Here is a 23,424-nt window from a genome sequence, read left to right as displayed (position 1 = left end):
CCTCCTTGGCATAGGCGCGAATGTTTGAGAGAAGGGCCTCCCCCTCCTCGGCGCTGCAGCGGCGGTAGACCATGTCGGCGTAGGCGGTGGGGGCGGAGGAGAAGACGGGCTGGGAGCCGCCGGCGGGACCGTCGACTGCGGAGGGGTCCAGGAGCAGTCCGCAGCCGCTCAGCAGGGCAAGGCACAGCGCGGCCGCCGTCAGACGGAGAAAAAACGGCTTCATTCCGCCGCCTCCGCCGTCCTGGCACGCAGCAGGGCGATCTCCTCGGCGTAGCCGGGCAGCTCGTTGGGCGTCTCCAGGCAGAAGGGGAGCCCCCGCAGCAGAGGGTGGGAGGCAATGCGCACCAGGGCCTCCGTGCCGATGGAGCCCTCGCCGATTCTGGCGTGGCGGTCCTTGCGGCTGCCGGGCGGGTTTTTGCTGTCGTTGAGATGGATGGCCCGCAGGTAGTCCAGGCCGATCACCTGATCGAACTGGCGCAGCACATCATCCAGGCTGTGGATGATGTCGTAGCCGCCGTCGCTGACGTGGCAGGTGTCAAGACACACGCCCATCTTGTCCTTCAGCTCCACCCGGTCCAAAATGGCGCGCAGCTCCTCGAACCGTCCGCCCACCTCGCTCCCCTTGCCCGCCATGGTCTCAAGCAGCACAGTGGTGGACTGATCCGGCTTTAAAATGGCGTTGAGCCCGTCGGCGATCTGCCTGACGCCCACGTCGATCCCCTGGCCCACGTGGCTGCCGGGGTGGAAGTTGTAGAGCTGGCCTGGCAGAAGCTCCATCCGGGACAGGTCGTCGGCGATGGTCTCGGCGGCAAAGGCCCGCTTTTCCGGGTCGTTGGAGCAGAGGTTCAAAATATAGGGGGCATGGGCCACAATGGGGGCGAACCGGTTGGATCGCAGCAGCTCCATCAGCGCCGAGGCGTCGGCGGCGTCCATGGCCTTGGCCCGGCTGCCCCGGGGATTGCGGGAGAAGAACTGAAAGGTGTCGGCCTGAAGCGCCAGGGCCTGACGGCCCATGGCGGCAAAGCCGCGGGTGGAAGAGAGGTGACAGCCGATGTGCAGCATAAAAAACTCCTTTCTGAGCTGATTTTAAGAGAGGGAAAAAAGCAGCCGGCGTTTTCCGCCGGCTGCCTTCTTTTGCTTACAGCTCCCGCAGGGCGTCGATGAGCGCGGTTTTCTCCTCGGTCCTGGCGTCCTTGGTCTTGATGACCCGGGCAGGGCACCCGGCCACCACCGCGTGGTCCGGCACGTCCTCGATGACCACGGCGCCCGCGGCCACCACGGCTCCGCGGCCCACGTGCACGCCCTCGATGACCACGGCGTTGGCCCCGATGAGCACGTCGTCCTCCACGATGACGGGAGTGGCGCTGGCGGGTTCCACCACGCCGGCCAGCACGGTGCCCGCGCCGATGTGGCAGCGCTTGCCCACCGTGGCCCGGCCGCCCAACACGGCGCCCATGTCGATCATGGTGCCCTCGCCGATGACCGCGCCGATGTTGATGATGGCGCCCATCATGATGACCGCGTTCTCCCCGATCTCCACCTTCTCCCGGATGATGGCGCCGGGCTCAATGCGGGCCTTGATGCCTTTCAGGTCCAAAAGGGGCACGCCGGAGTTGCAGCGGTCGTTTTCCACCACGCAGTCGGCGATCCGGTCGGCGTTGGCCTCCAGGATGGGGCCAAGCTCCTTCCAGTCGCCGAAGACGATTTTGCTGGTCACGTTCCCGGCGGCGCCGGTGAAGACGGTGGCTCCGCCGTAGTCCACGGGGCTTTTCTCATTCACATAGACCTTGACGGGGGTCTTCTTTTCCGAGGTGCGGATATACTCAATAATCTCCTGTGCGTTCATATCTCAGTTGCTCCTTTACCGGAAGATTCAAAAAAGTTGTACCCATCATACCACGGCGGGTGGGGAAAGAAAAGGGGAAGGGGAAAACAAAATTTACAGAAATGAACGGTTTTCCTTTCCAAATATGCGGGATAGCGGCGAAATGCTCCGCCGCGAAAGAGAAAAAGTTGACGCGGTGGGCCGCCCGTGCTATGATTCGGTCAAATTCTTTAAGTGCAAAGAGGTGGCATATATGTCCCTTGTCGACGACCGTCGGGCCCTGCACCGCATTCCGGAGCTGGACTGCGACCTGCCGGAAACCATGGCCTATCTTGAAAAGGCCCTCTCAGGCCTTCGGTGCGATCTCTCCTCTCCCTGCAAAGGAGCCCTGTGCGCCTATTTTGACTTTGGAGCGCCCAGCGCCATTGCCTTCCGTTCCGACGCCGACGCCCTGCCCATCACCGAGCGCAGCGGCGTTCCCTTTTCCTCCCTCCACCCCGGGCGGATGCATGCCTGTGGCCACGACGGCCATATGGCGATCCTGCTGGAGCTTGGAAGGCGGCTCAACGGCTGGAAGGAATCGGACCGCAATGTGCTGCTGGTGTTTCAGCCGTCGGAGGAGACCACCGGCGGCGCCCGGAAGATCTGTGAGAGCGGCGTTTTTGAGCGCTGCGGCGTGGAGGCGGTCTTTGGGCTGCACCTCTGGCCCGACCTTCCGGCCGGGACGGTGGCCAGCCGCCGTCTGGAGATGATGAGCCGCTCCTGCGAGGTGACGGCGGAATTTACGGGCCGCTCCGCCCACATCGCCAGGGCGGAGGAGGGGATCGACGCCCTGGACGCGGCCGTCCTCTTTTACCGCCGGGTGCGGGAACTGGTGGATTCTCTGCCGCCTCAGATCTACCGGCTGTGCCGGTTCGGCCGCATGGAGAGCGGTACGGTTCGAAACGCGCTCAGCGGCCGCGCACGGATAGAGGGCAGTCTGCGCACCTTTCAGGACGAGGTGTTTTTCGATCTGCTGGAGGGTATCCGTGCCATCGGACGGGACGTCCAGGCGGAGACGGGCTGCGGCGTGGCCGTCACCAACTCCGACGGCTACCCGGCCGTTATCAATCCGCCGGAGCTCTATGACCGCATCCGGACCGGGTGCGGCGTGGAATTTGAGGAGCTGCCACGGCCGGTCATGATCACCGAGGACTTCTCCTGGTATCAAAAGCACCTGCCGGGGCTGTTCTTTTTCCTGGGCACCGGCCCCTCGCCTGCCCTCCACGCGGATAACTTCAACTTTGACGAGGCGGTTTTGAGCCGGGGCGCCGACCTCTTTGAGTCCATCGCCCGGAGATATGGAGGAAGAGCGGTATGATAGAACGAATGAATCAGCGGCTGCTGACGCTGGAGCCCAGCGGCATCCGCCGCTTCACGGCCCTTGCCAAAAGCGTTCCCGGCTGTGCCCTGCTGACCATCGGCGAGCCGGACTTCAACACCCCGGAGCCCATCAAGGAGGCCTGCAAGAGGGGGCTGGATGAAAACCATACCCACTATCCCCCCAATGTGGGCAGCCTTTCGCTGCGCACCCGTATCGCGGAGTTTGAACAAGCCCACAGCGGCCTCGTCTACAGCCCGGAGGAAGTGATCCTCACCATCGGCGCCACGGAGGCCATCTACACGGCCATGACCGGTGTGCTCAATCCCGGGGACGAGGTGGTCATCCCCACCCCCGCCTTTTCCCTCTATGAATCCATCGCGGCGCTGGCCGGCGCCAGGCCGGTGCTGCTGGACACCAGTGCAGACCGGTTTCAGATCACGGAGGAGAAGCTCCGCTCCGTACTGACGGAGCGGACGAAGCTGCTGGTGCTCAACTCCCCCAACAACCCCACCGGCTCCGTCTACAGCGCGGAGACGCTTGGGGTGATCCGGCGGGCCGCCATGGAGGGGAACTTCTTTGTGCTCTCGGACGACGTGTATACCGGGCTTTCCTATGGGCCCTGCCCCCGCCTTGCCGCCTGTAGGGAGCTGAAGGACCGGCTGCTGGTGGTGCAGAGCTTTTCCAAGCCCTATTCCATGACCGGCTGGCGGGTGGGCTATCTGATGGGCGACGCTCCGGTGATGGAGAAGCTGAAGCTGCTCCATGCCGCCGACGTGGTCAGCGTCACGGCCTTCATCCAGGACGGCTGCGCCGCCGCGCTGCGCTGCGACGTGTCGGACATGGTGGAGACCTACCGGGCCCGCCGGGACTATATGTACGACCGCCTGCGGGGCATGGGATTGGACGTGGTGGAGCCCATGGGCGCGTTTTACATGTTCCCCAGCGTGAAAAAGTTTGGACTTGACACCGAGGAGTTCTGCCAGCGGATGGTCCGGGAGGGGAAGGTGGCCGGCGTGCCGGGCACCTGCTTCGGCGCGGAGGGGTTTGTCCGGTTCTCCTTCTGCTATTCCACGGAGGAGATCGCCCTCGGAATGGACCGGCTGGAGGCTTTTTTGGGAACACTTTGAGGAAAACTATGATAAGTTGACAGGAACATAGTGGAATTTGCCGAAAAATACGTGAATTGTGCACATTCACCCGCTCTTGCATTTTCACGGCGGATACGGTATTATGTCACTCATAATATAGAAAGATAGAGGCGCGTTGCGCGATGAGTAACCCGGCTGCCAAGGCAGTGCAGGCCGTTGGCCGGGGGAAAGGCGCGGGATGCCGAAGGCAGTACCCGGGTGCAGCGGGGCTGTACTGGCCCGGTAAACGAACAGCAGCCGGGCTGTCGCGTGATGCGGAGAGCTATCTTTACAAGTGGTTGTATTGGCCTGCGGCGCTTGTCGCGGCGGCAAGCCATACGAGTTCATGTAAAGAACAACCTTTTCGCAAAGGTTGTTCTTTTTTTGAGAAATAAAAAACGGGAGGGCATTGACATGTCAAAGGAAATTTTCAGAGGGATCGCAACCGCGCTCATCACCCCGTTTAACGACAAAGGTGTGGATTATGAGAGCTATGGCCGGCTCATTGACTGGCAGATTGAAAGCGGCATCGACGCGCTGGTCTCCTGCGGCACCACCGGCGAGAGCCCCACGCTGTCGGTGGAGGAGCACAAGGAGGTCATCCGCTTTGCGGTGGAGCGCGTGGCGGGCCGGGTGCCCCTTGTGGCGGGAACGGGCAGCAACTGCACGGAGAGCGCCATTGAGCTGACGGAGTTCGCCTCCGAGGTGGGCGCCGACGGCGCCCTTGTGGTGACGCCCTACTACAATAAGGCCACACAGAACGGCCTGGTGGCCCACTTCACCGCCATTGCCGACAAGAGCAAAATCCCCCTGATCCTCTACAATGTACCCTCCCGTACCGGATGCGGCATTCTGCCTCAGACCTATCTGAAGCTGGCCCGGCACGAACGCATCCAGGCCATCAAGGAGGCCAATGGTGACATCTCCAGGATTGTGGAGACCGCCGCCCTGATTCAGGGCAAGTTAGACCTGTATTCCGGAAACGACGACCAGATCGTGCCCATACTGTCCGTGGGCGGCATCGGCTGCATCAGCGTGCTGTCCAATGTGCTGCCCCGGGAGACCACGGAGATCTGCAGGCGCTATTTCGCCGGGGATGCGGCCGGAGCCGCCGCGCTGCAGTTTCAGTATCTGGAACTGATCCACGCGCTGTTCTGCGAGGTGAACCCCATCCCCGTCAAGACCGCCCTGGCCGCGATGGGCATGTGCGGCGGGGAGCTCCGCCTGCCCATGACGCCCATGGAGGAGCCAAACCGCCAGCGCCTGCTGAAGGCTATGAGAGAGCAGGGGCTGCGGGTATGAGGATCATTGCAAACGGTGCCTGCGGGCACATGGGCCGGGAGATCGTCCGGCTGGCAGAGGAGGGTTACCGGGGAGGTGAACTTGCCGCCGCGGTGGATGCCTATGGAAAAGGGGAGGGCGTGCTCGCCGACCTGCACGACGCGCCTGAGGCGGATGTGATCATCGACTTTTCCCACCATACCGCTGTGGGCCCGCTGTTGGCCTATGCCTGCGGCAGGGGCCTTCCGGTGGTCATCGCCACCACCGGCCACACGGAGGAGGAGAGAGAGCTCATCTTTGCAGCGGCGAAAAAAATCCCTGTGTTTTTCAGCGCAAACATGTCGGTGGGCGTGGCGCTGCTGTGCTCCCTGGCCCGGCAGGCCGCCGCGGTGCTGGAGGGCGCGGACATCGAAATTGTGGAGATCCACCACAACCGCAAGGTGGACGCACCCAGCGGCACGGCCCTGATGCTGGCCGACGCCGTCCGTGAGGCGCGGCCGGAGCTGAAGAACCACTGCGGCCGGAGCGGCCAAGGCAAAAGGGAGCAGAATGAAATCGGCATCAGCGCCCTCCGGATGGGCGGTGTTGTGGGCACCCACGAGGTGATGATTACCACCGAGACCCAGACGATCACGCTCAAGCATGAGGCTTACAGCCGCGCGCTGTTCGCCGAAGGGGCGCTCACCGCCGCCCGGTTCCTCCAGGGGAAGGGCGCGGGGCTTTACGACATGCGGTCCATGATCGGCGAATCGGGAGGGGCGGAATGAAGACAGTCAAGTTCGGCGGAAGCTCTCTGGCCACCGCTGCCCAGTTTGAAAAGGTGGGGGCCATCCTCCGCCAGGACCCGGAGCGCCGCTATGTGGTGGCCTCCGCGCCGGGCAAACGCTTTTCCGGCGACATCAAGGTCACGGACCTCTTGTACTGCTGCTATGACTTGGCTCTGGAGGGCAAGGACTTCGCCGGCCCCTTCACGGAGATCCGGGCCCGGTTTGATGAGATCATCACACGGCTCCACCTGGATTTTTCCCTGGAGAAGGACCTGGATGAGATTGAGAAGCAGCTGCGTGAGCGTCCTCAGCGGGACTTTGCGGCCAGCCGGGGCGAGTACTTAAATTCCAGGGTCATGGCCGCCTATCTGGACGTACCCTTCTTGGACGCGGCGGAGTGCGTGTTCTTTACGGCCAAGGGCGCCTTTGACGCGGAGCGGACCAACAGTGTGCTGGGCGCAAAGCTGAAGGAGCTGCCCAGGGCCGTGGTCCCCGGCTTTTACGGCGCCCTGCCCGACGGCACCATCCGCACGTTCTCCCGGGGCGGGTCGGACATCACCGGCGCCATCGTGGCCCGGGCCTCCCAGTCCGACGTCTATGAGAACTGGACGGACGTGTCCGGCATGCTGGTCACCGACCCACGGATTGTCCCCGACCCCAAACCCATCGGCGTCATCACCTACACGGAGCTGCGGGAGCTGGCCTACATGGGCGCCAGCGTTCTCCATGAGGACGCCATCTTCCCCGTGAAGACGGCGGGCATTCCCATCAACATCCGCAACACCAACCGGCCCCAGGACCCGGGCACGCTGATCGTGCCCCAGGCCCAGGAGCAGCCCGAGGGCAGCATCACCGGCGTGGCGGGCCGCAAGGGCTTTACGGTGCTGACCGTCGAAAAGGATCAGATGAACTCCGAGGTGGGCTTTGGCCGCAAGATGCTCAGCGCTCTGGAGGAGTGCGGCGTGAACTTTGAGCACATGCCAAGCGGAATTGACACCCTGTCCGTGGTCATGGCCTCCGCGGAGTTTGAGCCGCACCGCCAGGAGATCGTTCAGAAGATATGCTCCACCGTCAACCCCGACGCCGTCTCCGTGGAGGCGGCCATGGCAATGATCGCCGTGGTGGGCCGGGGCATGGTGCGTCAGAAGGGACTGGCCGCCCGGCTGTTCACCGCCATTGCCGAGGCGGATGTGAACCTCCGGATGATCGATCAGGGCTCCAGCGAGCTGAATATCATCATCGGCGTGGATGAAGCCGACTTTGAAAAAGCCATCTCCGCTGTCTACCACGCCTTCTGCGTTTGATGGAATCCAAATTTGCCTCTCCCGCCCTCCGGCGGGAGGGGTTCTTTCTTGACAGAGCCCGTCCCATGGATTAAGATACCCTCAACCGGCCCCGCCGGAAACAGAGGGAGGAACTGCATGAACATTCTGGTTGTTTCCGACTCCCACGGCAATGTGGACAATATGGTCCGCCTCACCCGGTCTCTCCGGCCCGACGCGGTGTTCCACCTTGGAGACCTGCTGCGGGATGCCAGGGCCCTGGCCCGTGAGTGCCCCCAGACCCCCATGGCTTCGGTCCCGGGCAACTGCGACGGATGGACGGAGGAGCCGGACATCAAAAATCTGATGGTGGACGGCTGCCGGGTGCTGCTGTCCCACGGACACCGCTGGCAGGTGAAGATGGGATACGGAGCCGCCATCGGCGCCGCCCGGCGGGCCGGGGCCAATGTGCTGCTTTTCGGCCACACCCACCAACCCTGCTGTTTTCAGGAGAACGGGCTTTGGATCATGAACCCGGGCGCCGTGGGCGCGGGGGGAACCTGCGGCTGGCTGAATATCAGCGGCGGGAAGATTTCCTGCCGCGTCATTGCCCCTGAGGAACAGGAGAGCGGCTTTATCAAATAATTGAAAAACAGGAGGAACCGGACATGAAGGTATTGATCATCGGCGGCGTGGCCGGCGGGGCCAGCGCCGCGGCGCGGCTGCGGCGGCTGGACGAACAGGCGGAGATCGTGGTGTTGGAGCGATCCGGCTATGTGTCCTACGCCAACTGCGGCCTGCCCTATTATGTGGGCGGCGTCATCACGGATAAGGAGGCCCTGACTCTCCAGACGCCGGAGAGCTTCCGCCGCCGCTTCCGCATCGACGTGCGGGTGGGCCATGAGGCCACGGCGATCCACCCGGAACAAAAGACGGTGGAGGTCCGCGCCGGTGGAGAAACCTATGAGGAAACTTACGACAAGCTGATCCTCTCCCCCGGAGCAAGGGCCGTGCGGCCTGAGCTGCCGGGCATTGACGATGAGCGGATCATGACGCTTAGGACCGTGGAGGATACCTTCCGCATCCGGGAGTATGTGGAGCGGCGCCGTCCCCGCCATGCCACCGTGGTGGGCGGCGGGTTCATCGGCCTGGAGATGGCGGAGAACCTGATGGAGGCCGGCATTCCCACCACGCTGCTTCAGCGCAGCGCCCAGGTGCTGCCGCCCCTGGACTATGACATGGCCTGCCAGGTCCACTCCTACCTTCGTACCCGGGGGCTGGATCTGCGGCTCAACACCCCCATCGCCGGGTATGAGGACGCCGGAGACTGCCTGCGGGTGATGCTGAAGGAGAAGCCGCCCCTCCAGACGGACCTGGTGCTCCTGGCCATCGGTGTGGAGCCGGATACGCAGATAGCCCGGGACGCGGGGCTGGAGTTGGGGATCAAGGGCTCCATCGTGGTGAACGAGTATATGGAGACCTCCCTGCCGGACATCTACGCCGTGGGCGACGCGGTGCAGGTGCGCCACCTGGTCAGCGGCCGCCCGGCGCTCATCTCCCTGGCCGGCCCGGCCAACAAGCAGGGCCGCATCGCGGCGGACCGGATCTGCGGACGGGAGGCCCGCTACCAGGGCTCCCAGGGTTCTTCGGTCATCAAGCTCTTCGGCATGACCGCTGCCTCCACGGGCCTCAATGAAAAGAGCGCCCAGGCCGCCGGAATCCCCTATGATAAGGTGGTCAATTTCTCCACAGACCACGCCGGATACTACCCGGGAGCTGCCAATCTGACGCTGAAAACCCTCTTTGACCCGGAGAGCGGGCGGATATTAGGAGCCCAGATCGTGGGCTTTGGCGGAGTGGACAAGCGCATTGACGTGCTGGCCTCCGCCATCCGGGAGGGGCTGAGCGCCGCGGATTTGAGCGAGCTGGAGCTGGCCTATGCCCCGCCCTATTCCTCTGCCCGGGACCCTGTGAATGTGGCCGGCTTCACCATGGAAAACCTCCGTTCGGGCCTGGTGCGCCAGTTCCATTGGGACCAGGTGGACGCCCTGCGCCGGGAGGACGGCGTCATGCTGGTAGATGTGCGCACACCTGAGGAGTTCCGCTCAGGTCACATTCCCGGCGCCGTCAACATCCCCCTGGACGAGCTGCGGGACCGGCTGGAGGAGATGGACCGGAGCAAAACGATTTATGTCAACTGCCACAGCGGGCTGCGCAGTTACCTTGCCTGCCGCATCCTTGCCGGCAACGGCTTTGATTGCGCCCATCTCTCCGGCGGCTATCGCTTCTACGCCTATGTGATGTCGGACCGGCGCACCGATGAAGGCCCGGCCTACCCCTGCGGGATTCCGCTGAAGTAGCGCGCTGCCCAAGGTGTGGCAAAGGCTGCGGCATGCCGGTACAAGGAGGAAAAAACCGGCGGCTGTGGTACAACGCAGACAGAATCCGGAAGGAGGGACAATATGCCTGCCATAGAAGAGGTTTTGACCGCGCTGACGCCCAAGTGGTTTGACCGGGCCAGCGTATATACCGGCTCCGAAGGGGAGTTCCGCTACCGGTTCCGCCGGGAGAAGGAGGCCGTGTCCGCCGCCGTCTACACCCATCTGTGCTATGAGAAAGCCGGGGACGTGGAGGAGAGGGAGTTTCCCCGGGACGAACAGGGCGTGGAATTGCTGCGCCGATGGGTGGCGGAACGGTATCAGTTGTATGTATCCTCCAATGAGGGACAAGCGGCTGACGTCGATGCAAAAGTGGTTCGTCATCCTGCATAAATTTACAGAGAAAAAGGGGACAGTCTTGACAAAAGACTGTCCCCTTTTTCTGCCTTTCTGATAAAAATAGGTGAATTGCACAAACGAACTTAGGAAAAATGATAAAAAACAGAAAAAATGCTTACAACAATAAAAATTAACTATAGTTAGTATTGACATTAACTATATGAAATGATAAATTAGCCTAAACGCGGGCCATAAAAAAACCGCGGTCGAAATTTGGAGGGAAGTAAATGAAAACGATTGATCTGAGAAGCGACACCGTCACGCTTCCTACCCGGGAGATGCTGGAGTATATGATCAGCGTACCTCTGGGCGATGATGGACGGGCAAAGGGCAATAAGGGCGAGGACCCCACCGCCGCGGAGGCCGAGGCCTATGTGGCAAAGGTCTTCGGCAAGGAGGACGCGCTGTATGTGCCCTCGGGCAGCATGGGCAACATGGTCTGCGTCGCCACCCACTGCAAGCGCGGCGAAAAGGCGGTCACTGCCACCAATATGCACATGTACAAGGCAGAAAAGGGCATCTTCAGCCCGGATCTGTGCGGCATCGTGCCGGTCTGCCTGCCGCACACCAAGGGTGTATATGATTTGGAGGAACTGGAAAAGACGCTTAAGGGCGGCGACATCAAGCTGGTCTGCCTTGAGAACACCTACAACTTTGAGGGCGGCTGCGTGATTTCCCGGGAGGATATTGAAAAAGTCCTGAAGCTGTGTAAGCAGTATGGCGCGGCCACCCATATGGACGGCGCCCGTGTGTTCAACGCCGCCAGCGCCTTGGGCATCAGTGTGGCGGAGCTGACGGAAGGCGTGGACAGCGTCCAGTTCTGCGTGTCCAAGGGCCTCTCCGCTCCCATTGGCTCGTTCCTTGTGGGCAGCAGAGAGTTCATTGAAAAGGCCAGAGCCACCCGAAAGCTGATGGGCGGCCAGCTGCGCCAGGTGGGACTGCTGGCCGGAGCCGGCATGTATGCGGTGCAGCATCTCTCGGAGCGGGTGGCCCACGACAACGCCCGGGCGCGGAAGTTGGCCGAGGGCATTCAGGACGCCAAGGACATCTCCATCGATCTCTCCACCGTCCAGACCAACATTGTCAAGGTGGACCTCCACGGCGCGCTCAAGGGCAAGGATTGGCTCCGGGCCCTGGAGGAAGAGGCCCATGTCCGGGCCCACTACATCACCGACGACTCCATCCGCCTGGTGACTTACCGCGGCATCAGCGACGAGGACATTGACGAAGCCATTGTCCGCATCCGGAACTTCTGCGCGGCCCATTGATCTGAGCGGACAGGCTGAAATCCAACGAACCGAACGCACCGGCAAAAATTCGCCCGTATCTGAAAAAACCCGGGAGATTCCGGAAAAATATGAAAAAAAGAAAGTGTGGGTAATGTCATGAAAAGATTGTTTGCTCTGTTGCTGACCCTTGTAATGTGCGCTTCCCTGTTGGCCGCCTGCGGCAATGGCGGCGGTTCCTCCGGCAGCGCCGGCGGCTCTTCCACCTCCGGCAGCGGCGCCGGTTCCTCCGCAAGCACCGATTCCTATCCCGACGGCACCATCACCATCACCGTGGCCTACAGCGCCGGCGGCTCCAGCGACAAGCTGGCCAGAATGGTGCAGCCCTATCTCCAGGAGGAGTTAGGCGTCAACGTAGTGGTGGAAAACCAGGGCGGCGCCAGCGGCCAGATTGCCGCCGAGTCCTTCCTGAGAAAAGATCCCGACGGCTACAACCTGCTGGCGGTCAATGCCCCCGGCATCTTCTACACCGTAGCCCTTCAGGATACCACTTATGACTATGCCGACCTGGTTCCCGTGTGGGTGGAGTCCTATGACCCCATCGTCATGCTGGCCCTCAACGGCAGTGAGTTCAACACCCTGGGCGACTTTATCGACGGCGCCAAGGCCAACCCCGGCAAGTACTCCGTGGGCTATGCGGCCGGCGGCGGACAGCAGGCGACCGCCCTGTGGCTGAAGAACAACCTGGACCTGGACATCAAGCTGGTCTCCTATGACGGCGGCTCCGACGCCTCCGCGGCCCTTCTGGGCGGACACGTGGACGTGATCTTCGGCGACGCTTACGCCCGTGTGGACCTGGTCACCGAGGCCAAGGCTCTGGGAATCGGCACCACCGAGGCCAACAGCGCATGGCCTGACGCTGTCTCCTTCAACGAGCAGCTGAAGGCATATAATGTGGAAATGCCCTCCGACGAGTTCCAGGCCAGAATGGGCTGCTACTGGGTTTCCAAGGACTTTGTGGATCAGTACCCCGACCGTTATCAGAAGCTGATCAGCGCCTTTGAGGCGGTGGCCGCCGATGAGGCCTATCTCCAGAACCTGAAGGACGCCAACGTCTACGATTCCGCCGTGCTGGCTTCCGGCGCAGACTATGCTCAGCAGATGGAGCAGATGGCCAACGAGGTGGAGACCGTGGTCGCGCCTATGTTTTCGGAGAGCTGACTTAAGAAGCTGACTCAAGAAAGGACTGCCCATGTTTAGAATCAAGACAAAAACCGGCCAGGTGGAGATTTCCAAGGAAATCATTGTGGTTTTGCTGATGGATGTCTTTGCCGCCGCCTATGCTGTCGCCGCCCGGGGGTTGTCCTCCGCGTCGCTGATGTTCCCCGGCTTTTTGCTGGCGGGCATCCTGATCTTCAGCATTATGTGCATCAAGCAGTCCATCCACTTCCGCCGGGAAGCCCCGGCGGAAGCGGATGGAGAGGAAATCGGGTTTGGCATCACGGGAAAGTTGGTGGCCTTTGTGCTGCTGGTGTTGGCCACGCTGCTGTGCTTCAACTTCCTGGGCGCAGTGCTGTGCATCTTCCTGTTCCTGCTGGCCTCCATGGTGATCCTTGGCGTGCGCAGCAAGCTGTTGCTGGTGCTGATCCCCGTGGTAATGGATACTTTTGTGTATCTGGTGTTTAAAGTGTGGCTGGCGGTTCCCCTGCCCGCCGGACTGCTGACGTTTCTGAAGTAAGGAGGGGACGCAAATGGCAGAAATCGCAACATATGTGGGAAACGCCTTGGCAGAGCTTGCCAGCGGCAGCACCTGGATGTGGATCATTATCGGCACCTTCATGGGCATCATTGTGGGCGCCATCCCCGGATTCACCTCCAGCATGGCCACCGGCATCCTGCTCCCGGTCACCTTTGCCTTGACACCGGTGAACGCACTGGTGTTTCTGATCTCCGTGTACATTGCCACTATCTATGGCGGCAGCATCACGGCCATCCTGCTCAACACCCCGGGCGCTCCGGAATCTTCCGCCTCCACCTTTGACGGCTATCAGATGACCCTGAAGGGCCAGGGCTGTGAGGCGTTGGGCGTGGCCTTCTGTTCGTCGGCCTGCGGCGGACTCATCAGCTATGTTTTCATGATCTTCGCCATGATCCCCATCGCCCGTATGGCGGTGAAGATCGGGCCCACGGAGATGTTCCTCATCGCGCTGATGGGCGTGAGCATCCTGGCGGTGCTCTCCTCCAGCGCCAACGTGCCCAAAACGCTGCTCTCCGGTTTTGTGGGGCTGTTGATCGGCACCATGGGCATGACGCCCACCGGCGAATGGCGGGCCACCTTCGGTTCCATCTACCTGGCCGAGGGCGTCCAGGTGGTGCCGGCCATCATCGGCTTTTTCGCCATGTCTGAGGTGCTCAGCATGGTGGGCAAGGAATTTATCGTCAATAAGGACGCCAAGACAAAAACCAGCGTAAAAAAGATTGTAAAAGGTATGGGAATGGCTCTGCGCCATCCCAAAACCATTATCACCTGCGGTCTGATGGGCATGGTCATCGGTGCCATTCCTGCCGCCGGCGGCACGGTGGCCGCCTTTACCGCCTACGGCATGACCAAGAAGTCCTCCAAGCACGGCAACGAATTCGGCACCGGCTATCCCGAGGGCGTGGTGGCTCCGGAGGCCGCCAACAACGCCTGCACCGGCGGCGCGCTGATGACTACCCTGGCCCTGGGCGTCCCGGGCAGCTCCACCTGCGCCATTTTGCTGGGCGCGCTGAGCATCCAGGGCCTGACGCCTGGCCCTACATTAGTGCGGGACCAGATGCCCATGGTGTACGTACTGATCCTGGCAGCTATTTTGTCCCAGGTCATCATGCTGGTCATGGCCATCGGCGCGGGCTTCGGCCTCACCAATCTGCTGGATATCCCCACCAAGATTCTGGCCCCCTGCATCATGGTGTTCTGCATCGCCGGCTCCTTTGCCTGCCGCAACGCCATGTTTGATGTGTTTTTGATGTTCGCCTTCGGCTTGGTGGGTTATTTGATGAAGCAGTTTGACTTCTCGCTGCCGGGTATTGTGCTGGGCATCGTCTTGGGCGGCATAGCGGACAACCAGCTGATCCGGGCCAACCAGCTCTTCGGCTCGGAGACACTTAAGGCCATCTTCACCCGTCCTGTCTCCCTGGTACTGGTGATCGTCATTGTGTTCAGCGTGGTGTGGCCCTATGTGCAGCCGCTGTTGAAGAAGAAAAAGAATTCATAAATTGATATAAAGGAGATACAAAATGGAACTGTGGAAAGAAGACCCTTCCTATTATGGCGGGGACGTACTGCATCAGGCCAAGAAGGAGAAGATCCAGAAGGCCATGGAGGAGAACGGACTGGACGCCATTTTGCTGCTGAAGGCGGAGACCGTCCGCTATGCCACTGACTTCTATGTCAAGGGCTACCGCCCCTTCTACGAGCCGGAATACCTGGCCGTGATCCCCAAGGGCCGGGATACCGTGGTGGGCCACACCTCCGGCAGCGACAACTACCGCATCCAGATCCGTTCCGACATCAAGGACCACCGCAAGCTGCCCGGCTTCTCCAAGTGGGGCGAGGAAGTCATCAAGATTTTCCGGGACTATGGCATCACCTCCGGCCGCGTGGGCGTGGAGCTGCTTCCCTTTGAGATGTACCTCCAGCTGAAGGCGGAGTTCCCCTCCATGGAGTTCGTGGACATCAGCAAGATGTGGGTGGATCTGACGGTTGTCAAGCACCCTGAGGAGATCAAGCACCTGCGCCGCGCCGTTGAGATCGCCGTGGTGGGCTGCAACGCCGCCCTGGAGTTCTGCAAGCCCGGCAAGACCGAGTACGAGGTGGCCGCCTATGCCGAGTACAAGATGCGTGAATTGGGCAGCGAGATGACGCCCTTTGTCACCAACATCGCCTCCGGCGTCAACTCCGCCATCTTTGAGCGCATCTCCACGGAGAAGGTCATCCAGGAAAACGAGATGGTCATCATCGACCTGGGCTCCGTGTACCGGGGCTACACCGGCGACGTGGGCCGCTCCCTGTGCACCGGCAAGCCCACCGACCTCCAGAAGCAGATGTATAAGGTCAACTACTTGGCCCTCCAGGAGGCGCTGAACACCGTCAAGCCCGGCAACACCTGCGGCGATGTGGACGCGGCCGCCCGCCGGGTTATCCGGGAGATGGGCTTTGAAAAGTACGAGCACAAGTTCGCCACCGGCCACCAGTTGGGATACGGCCTCCATGGCTCCCCCTCCATCAACAAGGGCGTGGATTACGTGCTGCGTCCGGGCATGGTTATGGCTGTGGAGCCCCGGGTCACCATGTTCGACCGTCCCGAGGTGGGCGGCACCCACATGGAGCAGAACATTCTGGTCACCGAAGACGGCTACGAGCTGCTGAGCAAGGACCTGCCTTTCGACGCCGACCTGATGGCAGACTGATACTTCTCTCTATATACAGCAAAAAAGGCAGAAGCGGTGGTTTCTGCCTTTTTTGCTGGCCTTTTGGAAAGGATATGGAACTTTTCCGGCTTGCATATTTTTTCCAAAGGGATTATGATAGACTATATTGAAAAGGTAGAATGGAAGATATGCACACAACAACCCGGAGTATGAACGAACAGCCAAAAACAGCCCCTGTCATGGGAACGGAAAATTACGTGGGCAGGGTGATGAGGAGCAAGGGCGTGGATATTAAGCAGATCATTTATTTTGTGGAGATTGCCGACCGGGAGGGTTATTCGGCGGCCGCAAAATCCCTCTCCGTGTCTCAGCCCACACTGAGCGTCGCCATCCAGAAACTGGAGAAGGAGTTTGGGCTGAATCTCTTTTACTACAACGCCAAAAAGATGAACCTTACCAGCGAGGGCAAGCTGTTTTACAGCTATGCCCGGGATTTTCTTGCGGCCTACAACCGAATGGTGGAGGGGTCGTGGAGCATCAGCCGGGAGATCATCGGCAATGTGTCCATCGTGGCCGCGCCTGTGCTGAGCAAGGTGTATCTGGGGGAGCTGCTGTCCATCTATCATGAGAAATACCCCGGCGTCACCATCCACGTGGAGGGCAAGTGCGGCACCAGCGGGCTGGAGCTGCTGGAGTCCCAGGACGCGGATTTCGCCATGAAGATGATGCCCATCGACGAGAGCAAGTATGACATCATTCCCATGGTCAACCAAAACCTGAAGTTAGGGGTCCACAAGAGCCACCGCCTTGCGTCCCGCAAAGCCGTCTCCTTCAGGGAGCTGAGCAACGAAACCTTTCTCACGGTCAGCGACGACTACTCCCTGTACCGCCAGTTTATGAAAAACTGCGAAAATGCCGGCTTCACTCCCAACATCGCCCTGTCCTCCACGGACTGCGACTTCCTTGCTTCACTGGTCAGCCGCAACTGGGGCGTGTTCCTCATGGGGCAGTCCATCTGGGATTCCGTGGACAACAAAAACATCCGCCTGCTGGATGTGACGGATGCGGACGTCACCTGGGACCTGGTGCTGGTCAGTAAAAAGGGCCGGGTGATGAGCAATGCCAGCGTGGCCTTTGCGGAGCTGGCAAGGGAGTACTTTTCAGGAAAGCTTGCAGACGGGAGGCCGTTGTAAAACGAGAAGAGAGGAGCCGGAAGGCTCCTCTCTTTAGTTATAGGCGTTGGCAATGTCGCAGTAGTTGAAGTCGTCCTGAAGCGGGAACTCCTCCTCCATTCCATTGTCCTTGAGCTTTTGACGGGCAACCGCCTTTTTCTCATTGCTGTCCTGTAAGTCCATGGTGCGCAGGAGGCCCTCCACGCTCAGCGGGAATTTGCTGTAGGGGATGGAGACCGCCAGCTCACTGTCGCTCCACTTGCAGTACAGCCGGGTTCCGCCGCACAGTGTGGAGAGGTTGATGTTGTTGGACATGTAGGGATAGGCGGTGGACTCGGAGCAGATCGCCTGGAGGCCGGACATCTTGAAATTGGTCTGGATGCCATAGTAATAGGTATAGCCCTGAATCAGACGCATGGCATAATAGGGGTTGGTGATGATCAGTACCATGTGGGGCGGCTCCTCGGAGTCCGCATACTGAGAGAGGGGCTTGACCATGACGCCGTAGGCCCTGTGGTCACAGAGGGTCTGACGGTCCCGGGTGTACTTTGCGGTGCCCAAATCATGGTACAGGCGAATGACCTGTCCCCTGCGCCCGCTGCGGTGCAATTCATCCGGAAGCGCCAGTCCCAGGGCGCGGGCCGCGGCAGCGCACCGGTGGGCGGAGGCGTCCGCCTTTACAGCATGACCCAATGTGGCGGACTTGACCATCATGCAGTAGTTGATGGGCTTAGTGAGCTGGATGGCCTGCGCGTCCGCAAACTGCTGCTTTGTGAATAGAAAGCGGACGCCGACCGCCTGACGGGGCCAGTCGATGGCGCAGCTCAGCCGGACCGCAAGCTCTTTGACAGTAAACTCGTTCATACATGCTCTCCTCTACAGACGCTTGTAAATTTGGTTGCCGATCAGCTGGATTAGCTGAACCAGAATGCACAATATGACAACGCCGGTGTAGAGCACCATGTCGTCAAAGCGGTGGTATCCGTAGTTCATGGCGATGGAGCCCAGGCCCCCGGCGCCGATGGCGCCTGCGATGGTGGTGGCGGACAGGTAGGTGACCGTGGCCAGGGTGGTGCCGGAAACGATGGAGGGGACGGCCTCTTTCAGCATCACCCGAAAGATAATCTGAAGGTTGGAGGCGCCGAAGGACCGGGCGGCCTCAATGAGCTGGGGGTCTACCTCCACCATGGCGTTTTCAAAGATTCGGGCCATAAAGGGCGTGGCGGCCACGGTCAGGGGGAAAACGGCGCCACGGATGCCCATGGTGGTGCCCATGACGGCCCTGGTCACCGGCAGCAAGGCTACTATGAGAATCATAATGGGGAAAGAGCGGATGAAATTTACAAGGAAGTTCAGCACGGAGTAGATGGTCCTGTTGGGCTTGAGACCGCCGGGCCGGGTGGAGACCAGCACTACGCTGATGACAAAGCCGAACAAAATGGCCAGCACCATGGTGGCGGCCAACATGGCCAATGTGTCGTAAATGGCCGGTTCAATGAGGCCGAAAAAGTATTTCTTGAATCTTGCGATCAGTTCTGCATCCATTGGGGACCCGCCTCCTTTCCGCTTTGCCCGCAGGGCTCCGCCACCCATGCGATCTGCCGGCGCTCCAGCCAGTCCCGGACCTGGGGAAGGAGCCCATTGGGCACCTCGATGATCAGGTAGGTGACCGCGCCGTGGCGGTACTGCTCCCGGTCCGCTTTCAGGACGCTGAAGTCCTGGCCCAGCTCCCGGGCCATCCGGGAGAGGATGGGCTGGGCCGCCTGCTGACGGGTGGGCAGCAGGCGCAGCACCGTCCCGCCGCCGGTGGGTTCAACGGCCTCCTGGCTGCCCATCAGGCGGCGCAGGGCCTGCGGAGGCGTGGAGAAGAAGGAGGTGATATCCCCTTGGGCCACCAGGCGGCCCCGCTCCAAAAGATAAACCTGCTCACAGGAGGACTTCAGGATGGACAGCTGATGGGTGACGACGATCATGGTGATCCCTAACTGCTGGTTGATGTCCGAAAGGAGGTCCATAATGGTTTCCGCAATGTTGGGGTCCAGGGCGGAGGTGGCCTCGTCGCAGAGTAGGAATTTTGGATTCATGGTCAGCGCCCGGGCAATGGCCACCCGCTGCTTCTGGCCTCCGGAAAGCTCTGTGGGCAGGGCGTCCCGCTTGTCGGCGATGTGGACCATCTCCAAAAGCTCCGTGACCCGTTTGTCGATCTCGCTTTTGCTGTATTTCCAGCATCGCATGGGCAGCGCCACGTTGTCGTAGACGCTCAGCCGCTTGAGCAGGGAAAACTGCTGAAAAATCATGCCGATGTCCCGGCGGAACCGGCGGGCCTCCAGGCCGGACAGAGAGGATACCTCCACACCGTCCACTTTCAGGCTGCCGCTTTCGTAGCCGGTAAGGCCGTTGATGCAGCGCAGCAGCGTGGATTTTCCGGAGCCGCTCTGGCCGATAAGGCCGTAGACCTTTCCGCTCTCCATGGTCATGTGGATGTCCTCCAGGGCGGAAAAGTCGTCAAAATGCTTGCAAAGTCCGCGTATTTCAATCAAGGGATGTCCTCCTCCCGCAATGGCAAAGGGCGGCGCTTCGGCCACTCGTTCCAAGTAGATTTATCAATATAAAACCAGAGTTCCCTTGTAGAGCTCGTCGAACCGGGTGCGGAACTCGTCGGAGTGCAGCGCCTCGTCCAATGCCGCTGCCCACTCGCTGTCCGCGTCCTCGGCGCGCACGGTCAGGCCGATGGGGTAATTTTTCTTGGATTCGTTCTCCGCCAAAAAGTCATTGGGATCCAAGCCGGCTTCCATGATTTGCTGGCCGGTACAAACAACAGCATCACAGTCCTCAATGCTGCGGGCGGTATAGGATATCTCAGTCTCCACAAATTCAATGTTCTTGGGATTGCTGACCACATCCAGGATGGTGTAAAAGCTCTCAGTTTTCTCTCCTAATTCAAGGAGTCCCAGATCCTGAAGGAAGAGCAGCGTGTTCTCCATGTTGGTGGAGTCGTTTGGAATGGCAATGGTGGAGCCATCGGGCAGCTCGTCCAGGGAGGCGTGATTGGCGGAGTAGAGGGCGGTGCGGCCATAGTACAGGGGGCTTACCTCGGTGAAATCAGTACCATTGTCTTTGTTGTACTGCTCCAGCCAGGGGGCGTGGTTGTAGATGAACCCATCGATGTCACCGCCGCTGCAGGCATCGGCCGGACCGGAGTTGGAGTCGAAGAGAACCACCTCCACATTGTACCCCTTGTCGGCTACCAGCTCCGCCAGGACCTCAATCATGTCCGCATAGGTGCCGCCGCTGCCCAGCTGGATGGTCTGGGGCTGAGAGGAGGCGCTGCCGCCGGCGGAGGAAGCGCTTCCGGAAGAGACGGAGCCGCTCCCGCAGGCGCTCAGGGAAAGCGCCGCAATAAGGGCCAGTACAAGGGAAAGAACCTTTTTCATAGTAAAACATTCTCCTTAAAAATAAACAAAATGTTGTTGCAACAGGTAGAATGATATAAAAATCAGGCGAAAAAGTCAACGATTTGACGATTGTATTTAGCGTTTAATCAGGTGGTAAGATTGAAATATCCAATCATATAAAAATGGAGGAGAACAACCTGCGCCGCCGGTGAAGCACCTTAACGAAAAAATAACGAACAAGTAGCCGCTGTTTTTTGTTTCCCTATAGACAAGCGGGCCCATAAACGGTAAAATAAAAAATAAGAATCTCATCCGTCCCACGGGCCGGTGAGAATCAAATCTGAAAAAGAGGGACGAAACAATGAAAAAAATCTTATCTCTGGCATTGGCGCTGGTACTGGCCCTTGCGCTGGCGGTACCTTCCTTTGCCGTGGAGACCACTGCCCAAAAGGACATCCAGGTGGTTCTCAACGGCGAATCGGTCGCCTTCCCCGACGCGAAGCCTGAGTTGACCTCCGGCCGCACCATGGTGCCTTATCGTGCCCTGATGGAGACCCTGGGCGGCGAAGTGGAGTATGTCACCGGCGGGACCATTACCTGCAAGTTAGGTGACACCACGCTGAGCTTTGAAGCCGGCGGCAAGGTGGTCACCAAGACCGGCGCTGACGGCAAGGCCGAGACCATCCAGATGGATGTCCCCTGCTATATCAAGGCCGGCCGCACCTATGTGCCTGTCCGTTTCTTTGCCCAGGCTCTGGGTTATGACGTGTTCTGGGACAGCGACGACCGCGCTGCCGTCCTGGTGGACAAGGACGCGCTGATCGAGGAAATCGACAAGAACTTTACCGTGCTCAATGAGGCACTGGCAAAGCTGGTCAGTGACCCCGACAAGAACTACAAGACCACCGCCACCGCCAACATCGCCCTGTCCTCCAAGGACGAGACCGGCGCTGAGGTCAAGTTCGACATGAAGATGGATATGACCATGATTCAGGATAAGCAGAGCCTGGAGATGGACGCCAAGATCGACATGTCCTCCCTGCTGGAGGAGATGGATCTGGATGCCGCGGTGAAGAGCGGCGCCATGACCGCTGAGGAAGCCGAGGCCATGCGCCAGATGTTCAGCAACATCACCATAAAGATGATCTATGACTATAAGAACGACGTCATCTACATGAACATGCCGATGATGGATGCGCTGGTCGCTGAGGACACCACGGTGAACGGCGAGACCTGGTACAAGATGAGCCTGGGCCTTGGTGATCTTTCCGAGCTGGCCAGCTCCGCCACCGTGGGCCGAACCATTTACATGATGGAGAAGATGGTGGCCAATATGGACGCCAATGCGCCTGCGCAGCTCTATGATGCCGTGAAGGCCGACGCTGCCGCCGCCAGCGCGTTCTTAGGCGACAACGCCTACTCCAAGGTGGGTTCCACCTATCAGTGGAGCTTTGACAAGTCCAAGCTGGACAGTGAGACCGCCTCCCTGTTTGACGATCTGTCCATGACCATCAAGGCCAACAGCGACGGCTCCATGAAGATGACCTTCAAGATGGGTATGACCCAGGAGGGCAGTAGCGTCAGCGTGTCCGGCGACGGCACCATGACCAAGGACTCCGCCACCATCACCATGAACATGGATATGGGCGAGATGGGCACTGCTAAGATCACCATGGACATGAAGATGGCGGTCACCACTGAAAAACCTGCCATCGCTCCCCCCACCGGCGCTCAGATCACCGACCTGGGCAGCCTGGACGAGATGATGAACTCCCTTGCCGGCGCCGCCGGCACCGCTGCGTAAGATCAGCCAGCAGACAAAAAGACAGCCGCGTAAGCGGCTGTCTTTTTTTATGGAATCGACCGGTCAAAGTGCTGTCACGACCACCCAGAAGGGAATGGTGACGACAGAAAAGAGGGTGGAGAGCATCACCGCCCGGGAGGCAAGGTCCGCATCCCCGTGGTACTGACGGGTCAATATGGCGCAGATGGTGGCGCAGGGCATGGCGGTCATCAGAAGAATGGCCCGCACGGCGAAGGTCTGCACGCCCAGGAGCACATAGACCAGCAGGAAAAGGAGCCCCGGCACGCCTATGAGCTTCAGCGCGACGATCTCATAGAGACGGCGCTCTCCAAACAGGGACTTGAGGTCACACTTGCCCAGCTGGGCGCCGATGAGGAACATCACCACCGGCACAGTGCCTCCGGCGGCGGTGGAGAGCAGCTTGTTCACCAGCTCCGGCAGCTGTATGCCGCTGAGCAGAATCGCCACACCGCCCACCGCGCAGAGAAAGCAGGGATTCAAAAGGCCCCGCAGGTTCATGCGGCGGGCCTGGCCGCATCCCACCTGGGCGATCATCATGCCGAAGGAGAAGATGCACAGGTCGTTGACCACCTCCCCACAGGCGGCGAACAGCAGCGCGTCGGTGCCAAGAAGCATTTGCAGCAGGGGGATGCCGATGAAGCCGGTGTTGGAGAAGGTCATGAGGAACAGCGTGATGTAGCCCGGGTTGGGTCCTGTTCTGCGCAGCTTCATATAGAGGTAGCCGACCACAATGCCCAGTATGATGCCGGCCAGCATGGTGCCCAGCGCCGTACCGGCGTCCAGCAGCAGCTGAGGCGTCAGAGTGTTATGAATCAGAGCATTGAGGATGGTGGCCGGAGAGAGGTAGTTGACCACAATACTGGACAGGCCGTCCATCTGTTCGCCGCTGATCCAGTTTTTCCGCGCAAAGAGAAAGCCGGGGATGGTCAGCAGCAAAAACAGCGCGACCGAAGAGATGGCGGTGGACAGGACTTCTTGATTCATTTGGGGC

Annotated in this window: 22 protein-coding genes and 1 riboswitch; of the genes, 15 read left to right on the top strand and 7 right to left on the bottom strand. The window is 60.3% G+C overall.

Annotated features, from left to right (window positions below; translation table 11 throughout):
- Positions 1–219 precede the first annotated feature (219 nt).
- Both KQI82_RS01780 and dapD read right to left on the bottom strand, forming a co-directional pair.
- Entirely contained in the window at positions 220–1,062 is an 843-nt protein-coding gene (locus KQI82_RS01780) for a deoxyribonuclease IV (RefSeq protein ID WP_216557878.1), read from the bottom strand.
- 76 nt (positions 1,063–1,138) lie between these two features.
- A complete protein-coding gene (gene dapD, locus KQI82_RS01775) occupies positions 1,139–1,846 on the bottom strand; it encodes a 2,3,4,5-tetrahydropyridine-2,6-dicarboxylate N-acetyltransferase (RefSeq protein WP_216557875.1) in 708 nt (235 codons plus the stop codon).
- Positions 1,847–2,078: 232 nt separating this feature from the next.
- Between dapD and KQI82_RS01770 the strand changes: the two genes are divergently transcribed.
- From KQI82_RS01770 to KQI82_RS01705, 14 genes are all read left to right on the top strand, one after another.
- A complete protein-coding gene (locus KQI82_RS01770) occupies positions 2,079–3,185 on the top strand; it encodes an amidohydrolase (RefSeq protein ID WP_216557872.1) in 1,107 nt (368 codons plus the stop codon).
- A complete protein-coding gene (locus KQI82_RS01765) occupies positions 3,182–4,315 on the top strand; it encodes a pyridoxal phosphate-dependent aminotransferase (RefSeq protein ID WP_216557869.1) in 1,134 nt (377 codons plus the stop codon). Before KQI82_RS01770 ends, KQI82_RS01765 begins: the two co-directional genes overlap by 4 nt.
- 118 nt (positions 4,316–4,433) lie before the next feature.
- Positions 4,434–4,609: riboswitch (Lysine riboswitch) on the top strand.
- A 120-nt stretch (positions 4,610–4,729) separates the two neighbouring features.
- Positions 4,730–5,617, top strand: coding sequence for a 4-hydroxy-tetrahydrodipicolinate synthase (dapA, locus tag KQI82_RS01760; RefSeq protein ID WP_216557867.1), 888 nt, complete (start codon positions 4,730–4,732; stop codon positions 5,615–5,617).
- On the top strand, positions 5,614–6,363 hold the full coding sequence (gene dapB / locus KQI82_RS01755) for a 4-hydroxy-tetrahydrodipicolinate reductase (RefSeq protein ID WP_216557864.1): 750 nt from the start codon (positions 5,614–5,616) through the stop codon (positions 6,361–6,363). Before dapA ends, dapB begins: the two co-directional genes overlap by 4 nt.
- Positions 6,360–7,667 carry an aspartate kinase gene (locus KQI82_RS01750; RefSeq protein ID WP_216557861.1) on the top strand — a complete coding sequence of 436 codons (1,308 nt, stop codon included), beginning with the start codon at positions 6,360–6,362 and terminating at the stop codon, positions 7,665–7,667. Before dapB ends, KQI82_RS01750 begins: the two co-directional genes overlap by 4 nt.
- A gap of 117 nt (positions 7,668–7,784) precedes the next feature.
- Positions 7,785–8,270, top strand: a complete 486-nt coding sequence (locus KQI82_RS01745; RefSeq protein WP_216557858.1) for a metallophosphoesterase family protein — start codon at positions 7,785–7,787, stop codon at positions 8,268–8,270.
- Positions 8,271–8,293: 23 nt separating this feature from the next.
- Positions 8,294–9,985, top strand: coding sequence for an FAD-dependent oxidoreductase (locus tag KQI82_RS01740; RefSeq protein ID WP_216557856.1), 1,692 nt, complete (start codon positions 8,294–8,296; stop codon positions 9,983–9,985).
- 102 nt (positions 9,986–10,087) lie between these two features.
- The gene (locus tag KQI82_RS01735; protein ID WP_216557853.1) at positions 10,088–10,396 is read left to right on the top strand and encodes a hypothetical protein; all 309 of its coding nucleotides are present in this window, start codon (positions 10,088–10,090) and stop codon (positions 10,394–10,396) included.
- Positions 10,397–10,629: 233 nt separating this feature from the next.
- Positions 10,630–11,670, top strand: a complete 1,041-nt coding sequence (locus tag KQI82_RS01730; protein ID WP_216557850.1) for a GntG family PLP-dependent aldolase — start codon at positions 10,630–10,632, stop codon at positions 11,668–11,670.
- A 117-nt stretch (positions 11,671–11,787) separates the two neighbouring features.
- Positions 11,788–12,849, top strand: a complete 1,062-nt coding sequence (locus KQI82_RS01725) for a tripartite tricarboxylate transporter substrate binding protein (RefSeq protein ID WP_216557847.1) — start codon at positions 11,788–11,790, stop codon at positions 12,847–12,849.
- Between the two features lie 31 nt (positions 12,850–12,880).
- Positions 12,881–13,366 (top strand): tripartite tricarboxylate transporter TctB family protein, encoded by a 486-nt coding sequence (locus KQI82_RS01720; protein ID WP_216557844.1) that lies wholly within the window; start codon positions 12,881–12,883, stop codon positions 13,364–13,366.
- 13 nt (positions 13,367–13,379) lie between these two features.
- Positions 13,380–14,885, top strand: a complete 1,506-nt coding sequence (locus KQI82_RS01715) for a tripartite tricarboxylate transporter permease (RefSeq protein WP_216557841.1) — start codon at positions 13,380–13,382, stop codon at positions 14,883–14,885.
- Between the two features lie 22 nt (positions 14,886–14,907).
- Entirely contained in the window at positions 14,908–16,080 is a 1,173-nt protein-coding gene (locus tag KQI82_RS01710; RefSeq protein WP_216557836.1) for a M24 family metallopeptidase, read from the top strand.
- Between the two features lie 170 nt (positions 16,081–16,250).
- Positions 16,251–17,234: a LysR family transcriptional regulator gene (locus KQI82_RS01705; RefSeq protein WP_216557833.1), complete on the top strand. Its 984-nt coding sequence runs from the start codon at positions 16,251–16,253 to the stop codon at positions 17,232–17,234.
- Between the two features lie 33 nt (positions 17,235–17,267).
- Here the strand turns inward: KQI82_RS01705 and KQI82_RS01700 are convergent, their stop codons facing one another.
- From KQI82_RS01700 to KQI82_RS01685, 4 genes are all read right to left on the bottom strand, one after another.
- Positions 17,268–18,077, bottom strand: coding sequence for a DUF169 domain-containing protein (locus tag KQI82_RS01700; RefSeq protein WP_216557830.1), 810 nt, complete (start codon positions 18,075–18,077; stop codon positions 17,268–17,270).
- 12 nt (positions 18,078–18,089) lie between these two features.
- On the bottom strand, positions 18,090–18,758 hold the full coding sequence (locus KQI82_RS01695) for a methionine ABC transporter permease (protein ID WP_216557827.1): 669 nt from the start codon (positions 18,756–18,758) through the stop codon (positions 18,090–18,092).
- Entirely contained in the window at positions 18,743–19,753 is a 1,011-nt protein-coding gene (locus tag KQI82_RS01690; protein ID WP_216557824.1) for a methionine ABC transporter ATP-binding protein, read from the bottom strand. The genes KQI82_RS01695 and KQI82_RS01690 overlap by 16 nt, the downstream gene beginning before the upstream one ends.
- Before the next feature lie 63 nt (positions 19,754–19,816).
- The gene (locus KQI82_RS01685) at positions 19,817–20,647 is read right to left on the bottom strand and encodes a MetQ/NlpA family ABC transporter substrate-binding protein (RefSeq protein ID WP_216557821.1); all 831 of its coding nucleotides are present in this window, start codon (positions 20,645–20,647) and stop codon (positions 19,817–19,819) included.
- Positions 20,648–20,969: 322 nt separating this feature from the next.
- Here KQI82_RS01685 and KQI82_RS01680 point away from each other — a divergent pair, with 322 nt between their 5' ends.
- The gene (locus KQI82_RS01680) at positions 20,970–22,412 is read left to right on the top strand and encodes a copper amine oxidase N-terminal domain-containing protein (RefSeq protein ID WP_216557818.1); all 1,443 of its coding nucleotides are present in this window, start codon (positions 20,970–20,972) and stop codon (positions 22,410–22,412) included.
- Between the two features lie 63 nt (positions 22,413–22,475).
- Here KQI82_RS01680 and KQI82_RS01675 read toward each other — a convergent pair whose 3' ends face one another.
- Complete coding sequence (locus tag KQI82_RS01675; RefSeq protein ID WP_216557815.1) at positions 22,476–23,417, bottom strand: AEC family transporter; 942 nt, start codon at positions 23,415–23,417, stop codon at positions 22,476–22,478.
- Positions 23,418–23,424: the final 7 nt, after the last annotated feature.

Origin of the sequence: Dysosmobacter acutus (assembly GCF_018919205.1) — a bacterium.
GTDB classification, from domain to species: domain Bacteria; phylum Bacillota; class Clostridia; order Oscillospirales; family Oscillospiraceae; genus Oscillibacter; species Oscillibacter acutus.
Note: the sequence above shows the minus strand (reverse complement) of the source record. Positions and strands in the feature narration are given on the sequence as shown.

Coding starts and splice junctions, on each gene's coding strand:
- KQI82_RS01700 (WP_216557830.1), bottom strand. CDS start 18,077: ATGAACGAGTTTACTGTCAAAGAGCTTGCGGTCCGGCTGAGCTGCGCC.
- KQI82_RS01745 (WP_216557858.1), top strand. CDS start 7,785: ATGAACATTCTGGTTGTTTCCGACTCCCACGGCAATGTGGACAATATG.
- dapA (WP_216557867.1), top strand. CDS start 4,730: ATGTCAAAGGAAATTTTCAGAGGGATCGCAACCGCGCTCATCACCCCG.
- KQI82_RS01750 (WP_216557861.1), top strand. CDS start 6,360: ATGAAGACAGTCAAGTTCGGCGGAAGCTCTCTGGCCACCGCTGCCCAG.
- dapB (WP_216557864.1), top strand. CDS start 5,614: ATGAGGATCATTGCAAACGGTGCCTGCGGGCACATGGGCCGGGAGATC.
- KQI82_RS01695 (WP_216557827.1), bottom strand. CDS start 18,758: ATGGATGCAGAACTGATCGCAAGATTCAAGAAATACTTTTTCGGCCTC.
- KQI82_RS01675 (WP_216557815.1), bottom strand. CDS start 23,417: ATGAATCAAGAAGTCCTGTCCACCGCCATCTCTTCGGTCGCGCTGTTT.
- KQI82_RS01740 (WP_216557856.1), top strand. CDS start 8,294: ATGAAGGTATTGATCATCGGCGGCGTGGCCGGCGGGGCCAGCGCCGCG.
- KQI82_RS01780 (WP_216557878.1), bottom strand. CDS start 1,062: ATGCTGCACATCGGCTGTCACCTCTCTTCCACCCGCGGCTTTGCCGCC.
- KQI82_RS01685 (WP_216557821.1), bottom strand. CDS start 20,647: ATGAAAAAGGTTCTTTCCCTTGTACTGGCCCTTATTGCGGCGCTTTCC.
- KQI82_RS01680 (WP_216557818.1), top strand. CDS start 20,970: ATGAAAAAAATCTTATCTCTGGCATTGGCGCTGGTACTGGCCCTTGCG.
- KQI82_RS01720 (WP_216557844.1), top strand. CDS start 12,881: ATGTTTAGAATCAAGACAAAAACCGGCCAGGTGGAGATTTCCAAGGAA.
- dapD (WP_216557875.1), bottom strand. CDS start 1,846: ATGAACGCACAGGAGATTATTGAGTATATCCGCACCTCGGAAAAGAAG.
- KQI82_RS01765 (WP_216557869.1), top strand. CDS start 3,182: ATGATAGAACGAATGAATCAGCGGCTGCTGACGCTGGAGCCCAGCGGC.
- KQI82_RS01710 (WP_216557836.1), top strand. CDS start 14,908: ATGGAACTGTGGAAAGAAGACCCTTCCTATTATGGCGGGGACGTACTG.
- KQI82_RS01770 (WP_216557872.1), top strand. CDS start 2,079: ATGTCCCTTGTCGACGACCGTCGGGCCCTGCACCGCATTCCGGAGCTG.
- KQI82_RS01730 (WP_216557850.1), top strand. CDS start 10,630: ATGAAAACGATTGATCTGAGAAGCGACACCGTCACGCTTCCTACCCGG.
- KQI82_RS01715 (WP_216557841.1), top strand. CDS start 13,380: ATGGCAGAAATCGCAACATATGTGGGAAACGCCTTGGCAGAGCTTGCC.
- KQI82_RS01735 (WP_216557853.1), top strand. CDS start 10,088: ATGCCTGCCATAGAAGAGGTTTTGACCGCGCTGACGCCCAAGTGGTTT.
- KQI82_RS01725 (WP_216557847.1), top strand. CDS start 11,788: ATGAAAAGATTGTTTGCTCTGTTGCTGACCCTTGTAATGTGCGCTTCC.
- KQI82_RS01705 (WP_216557833.1), top strand. CDS start 16,251: ATGAACGAACAGCCAAAAACAGCCCCTGTCATGGGAACGGAAAATTAC.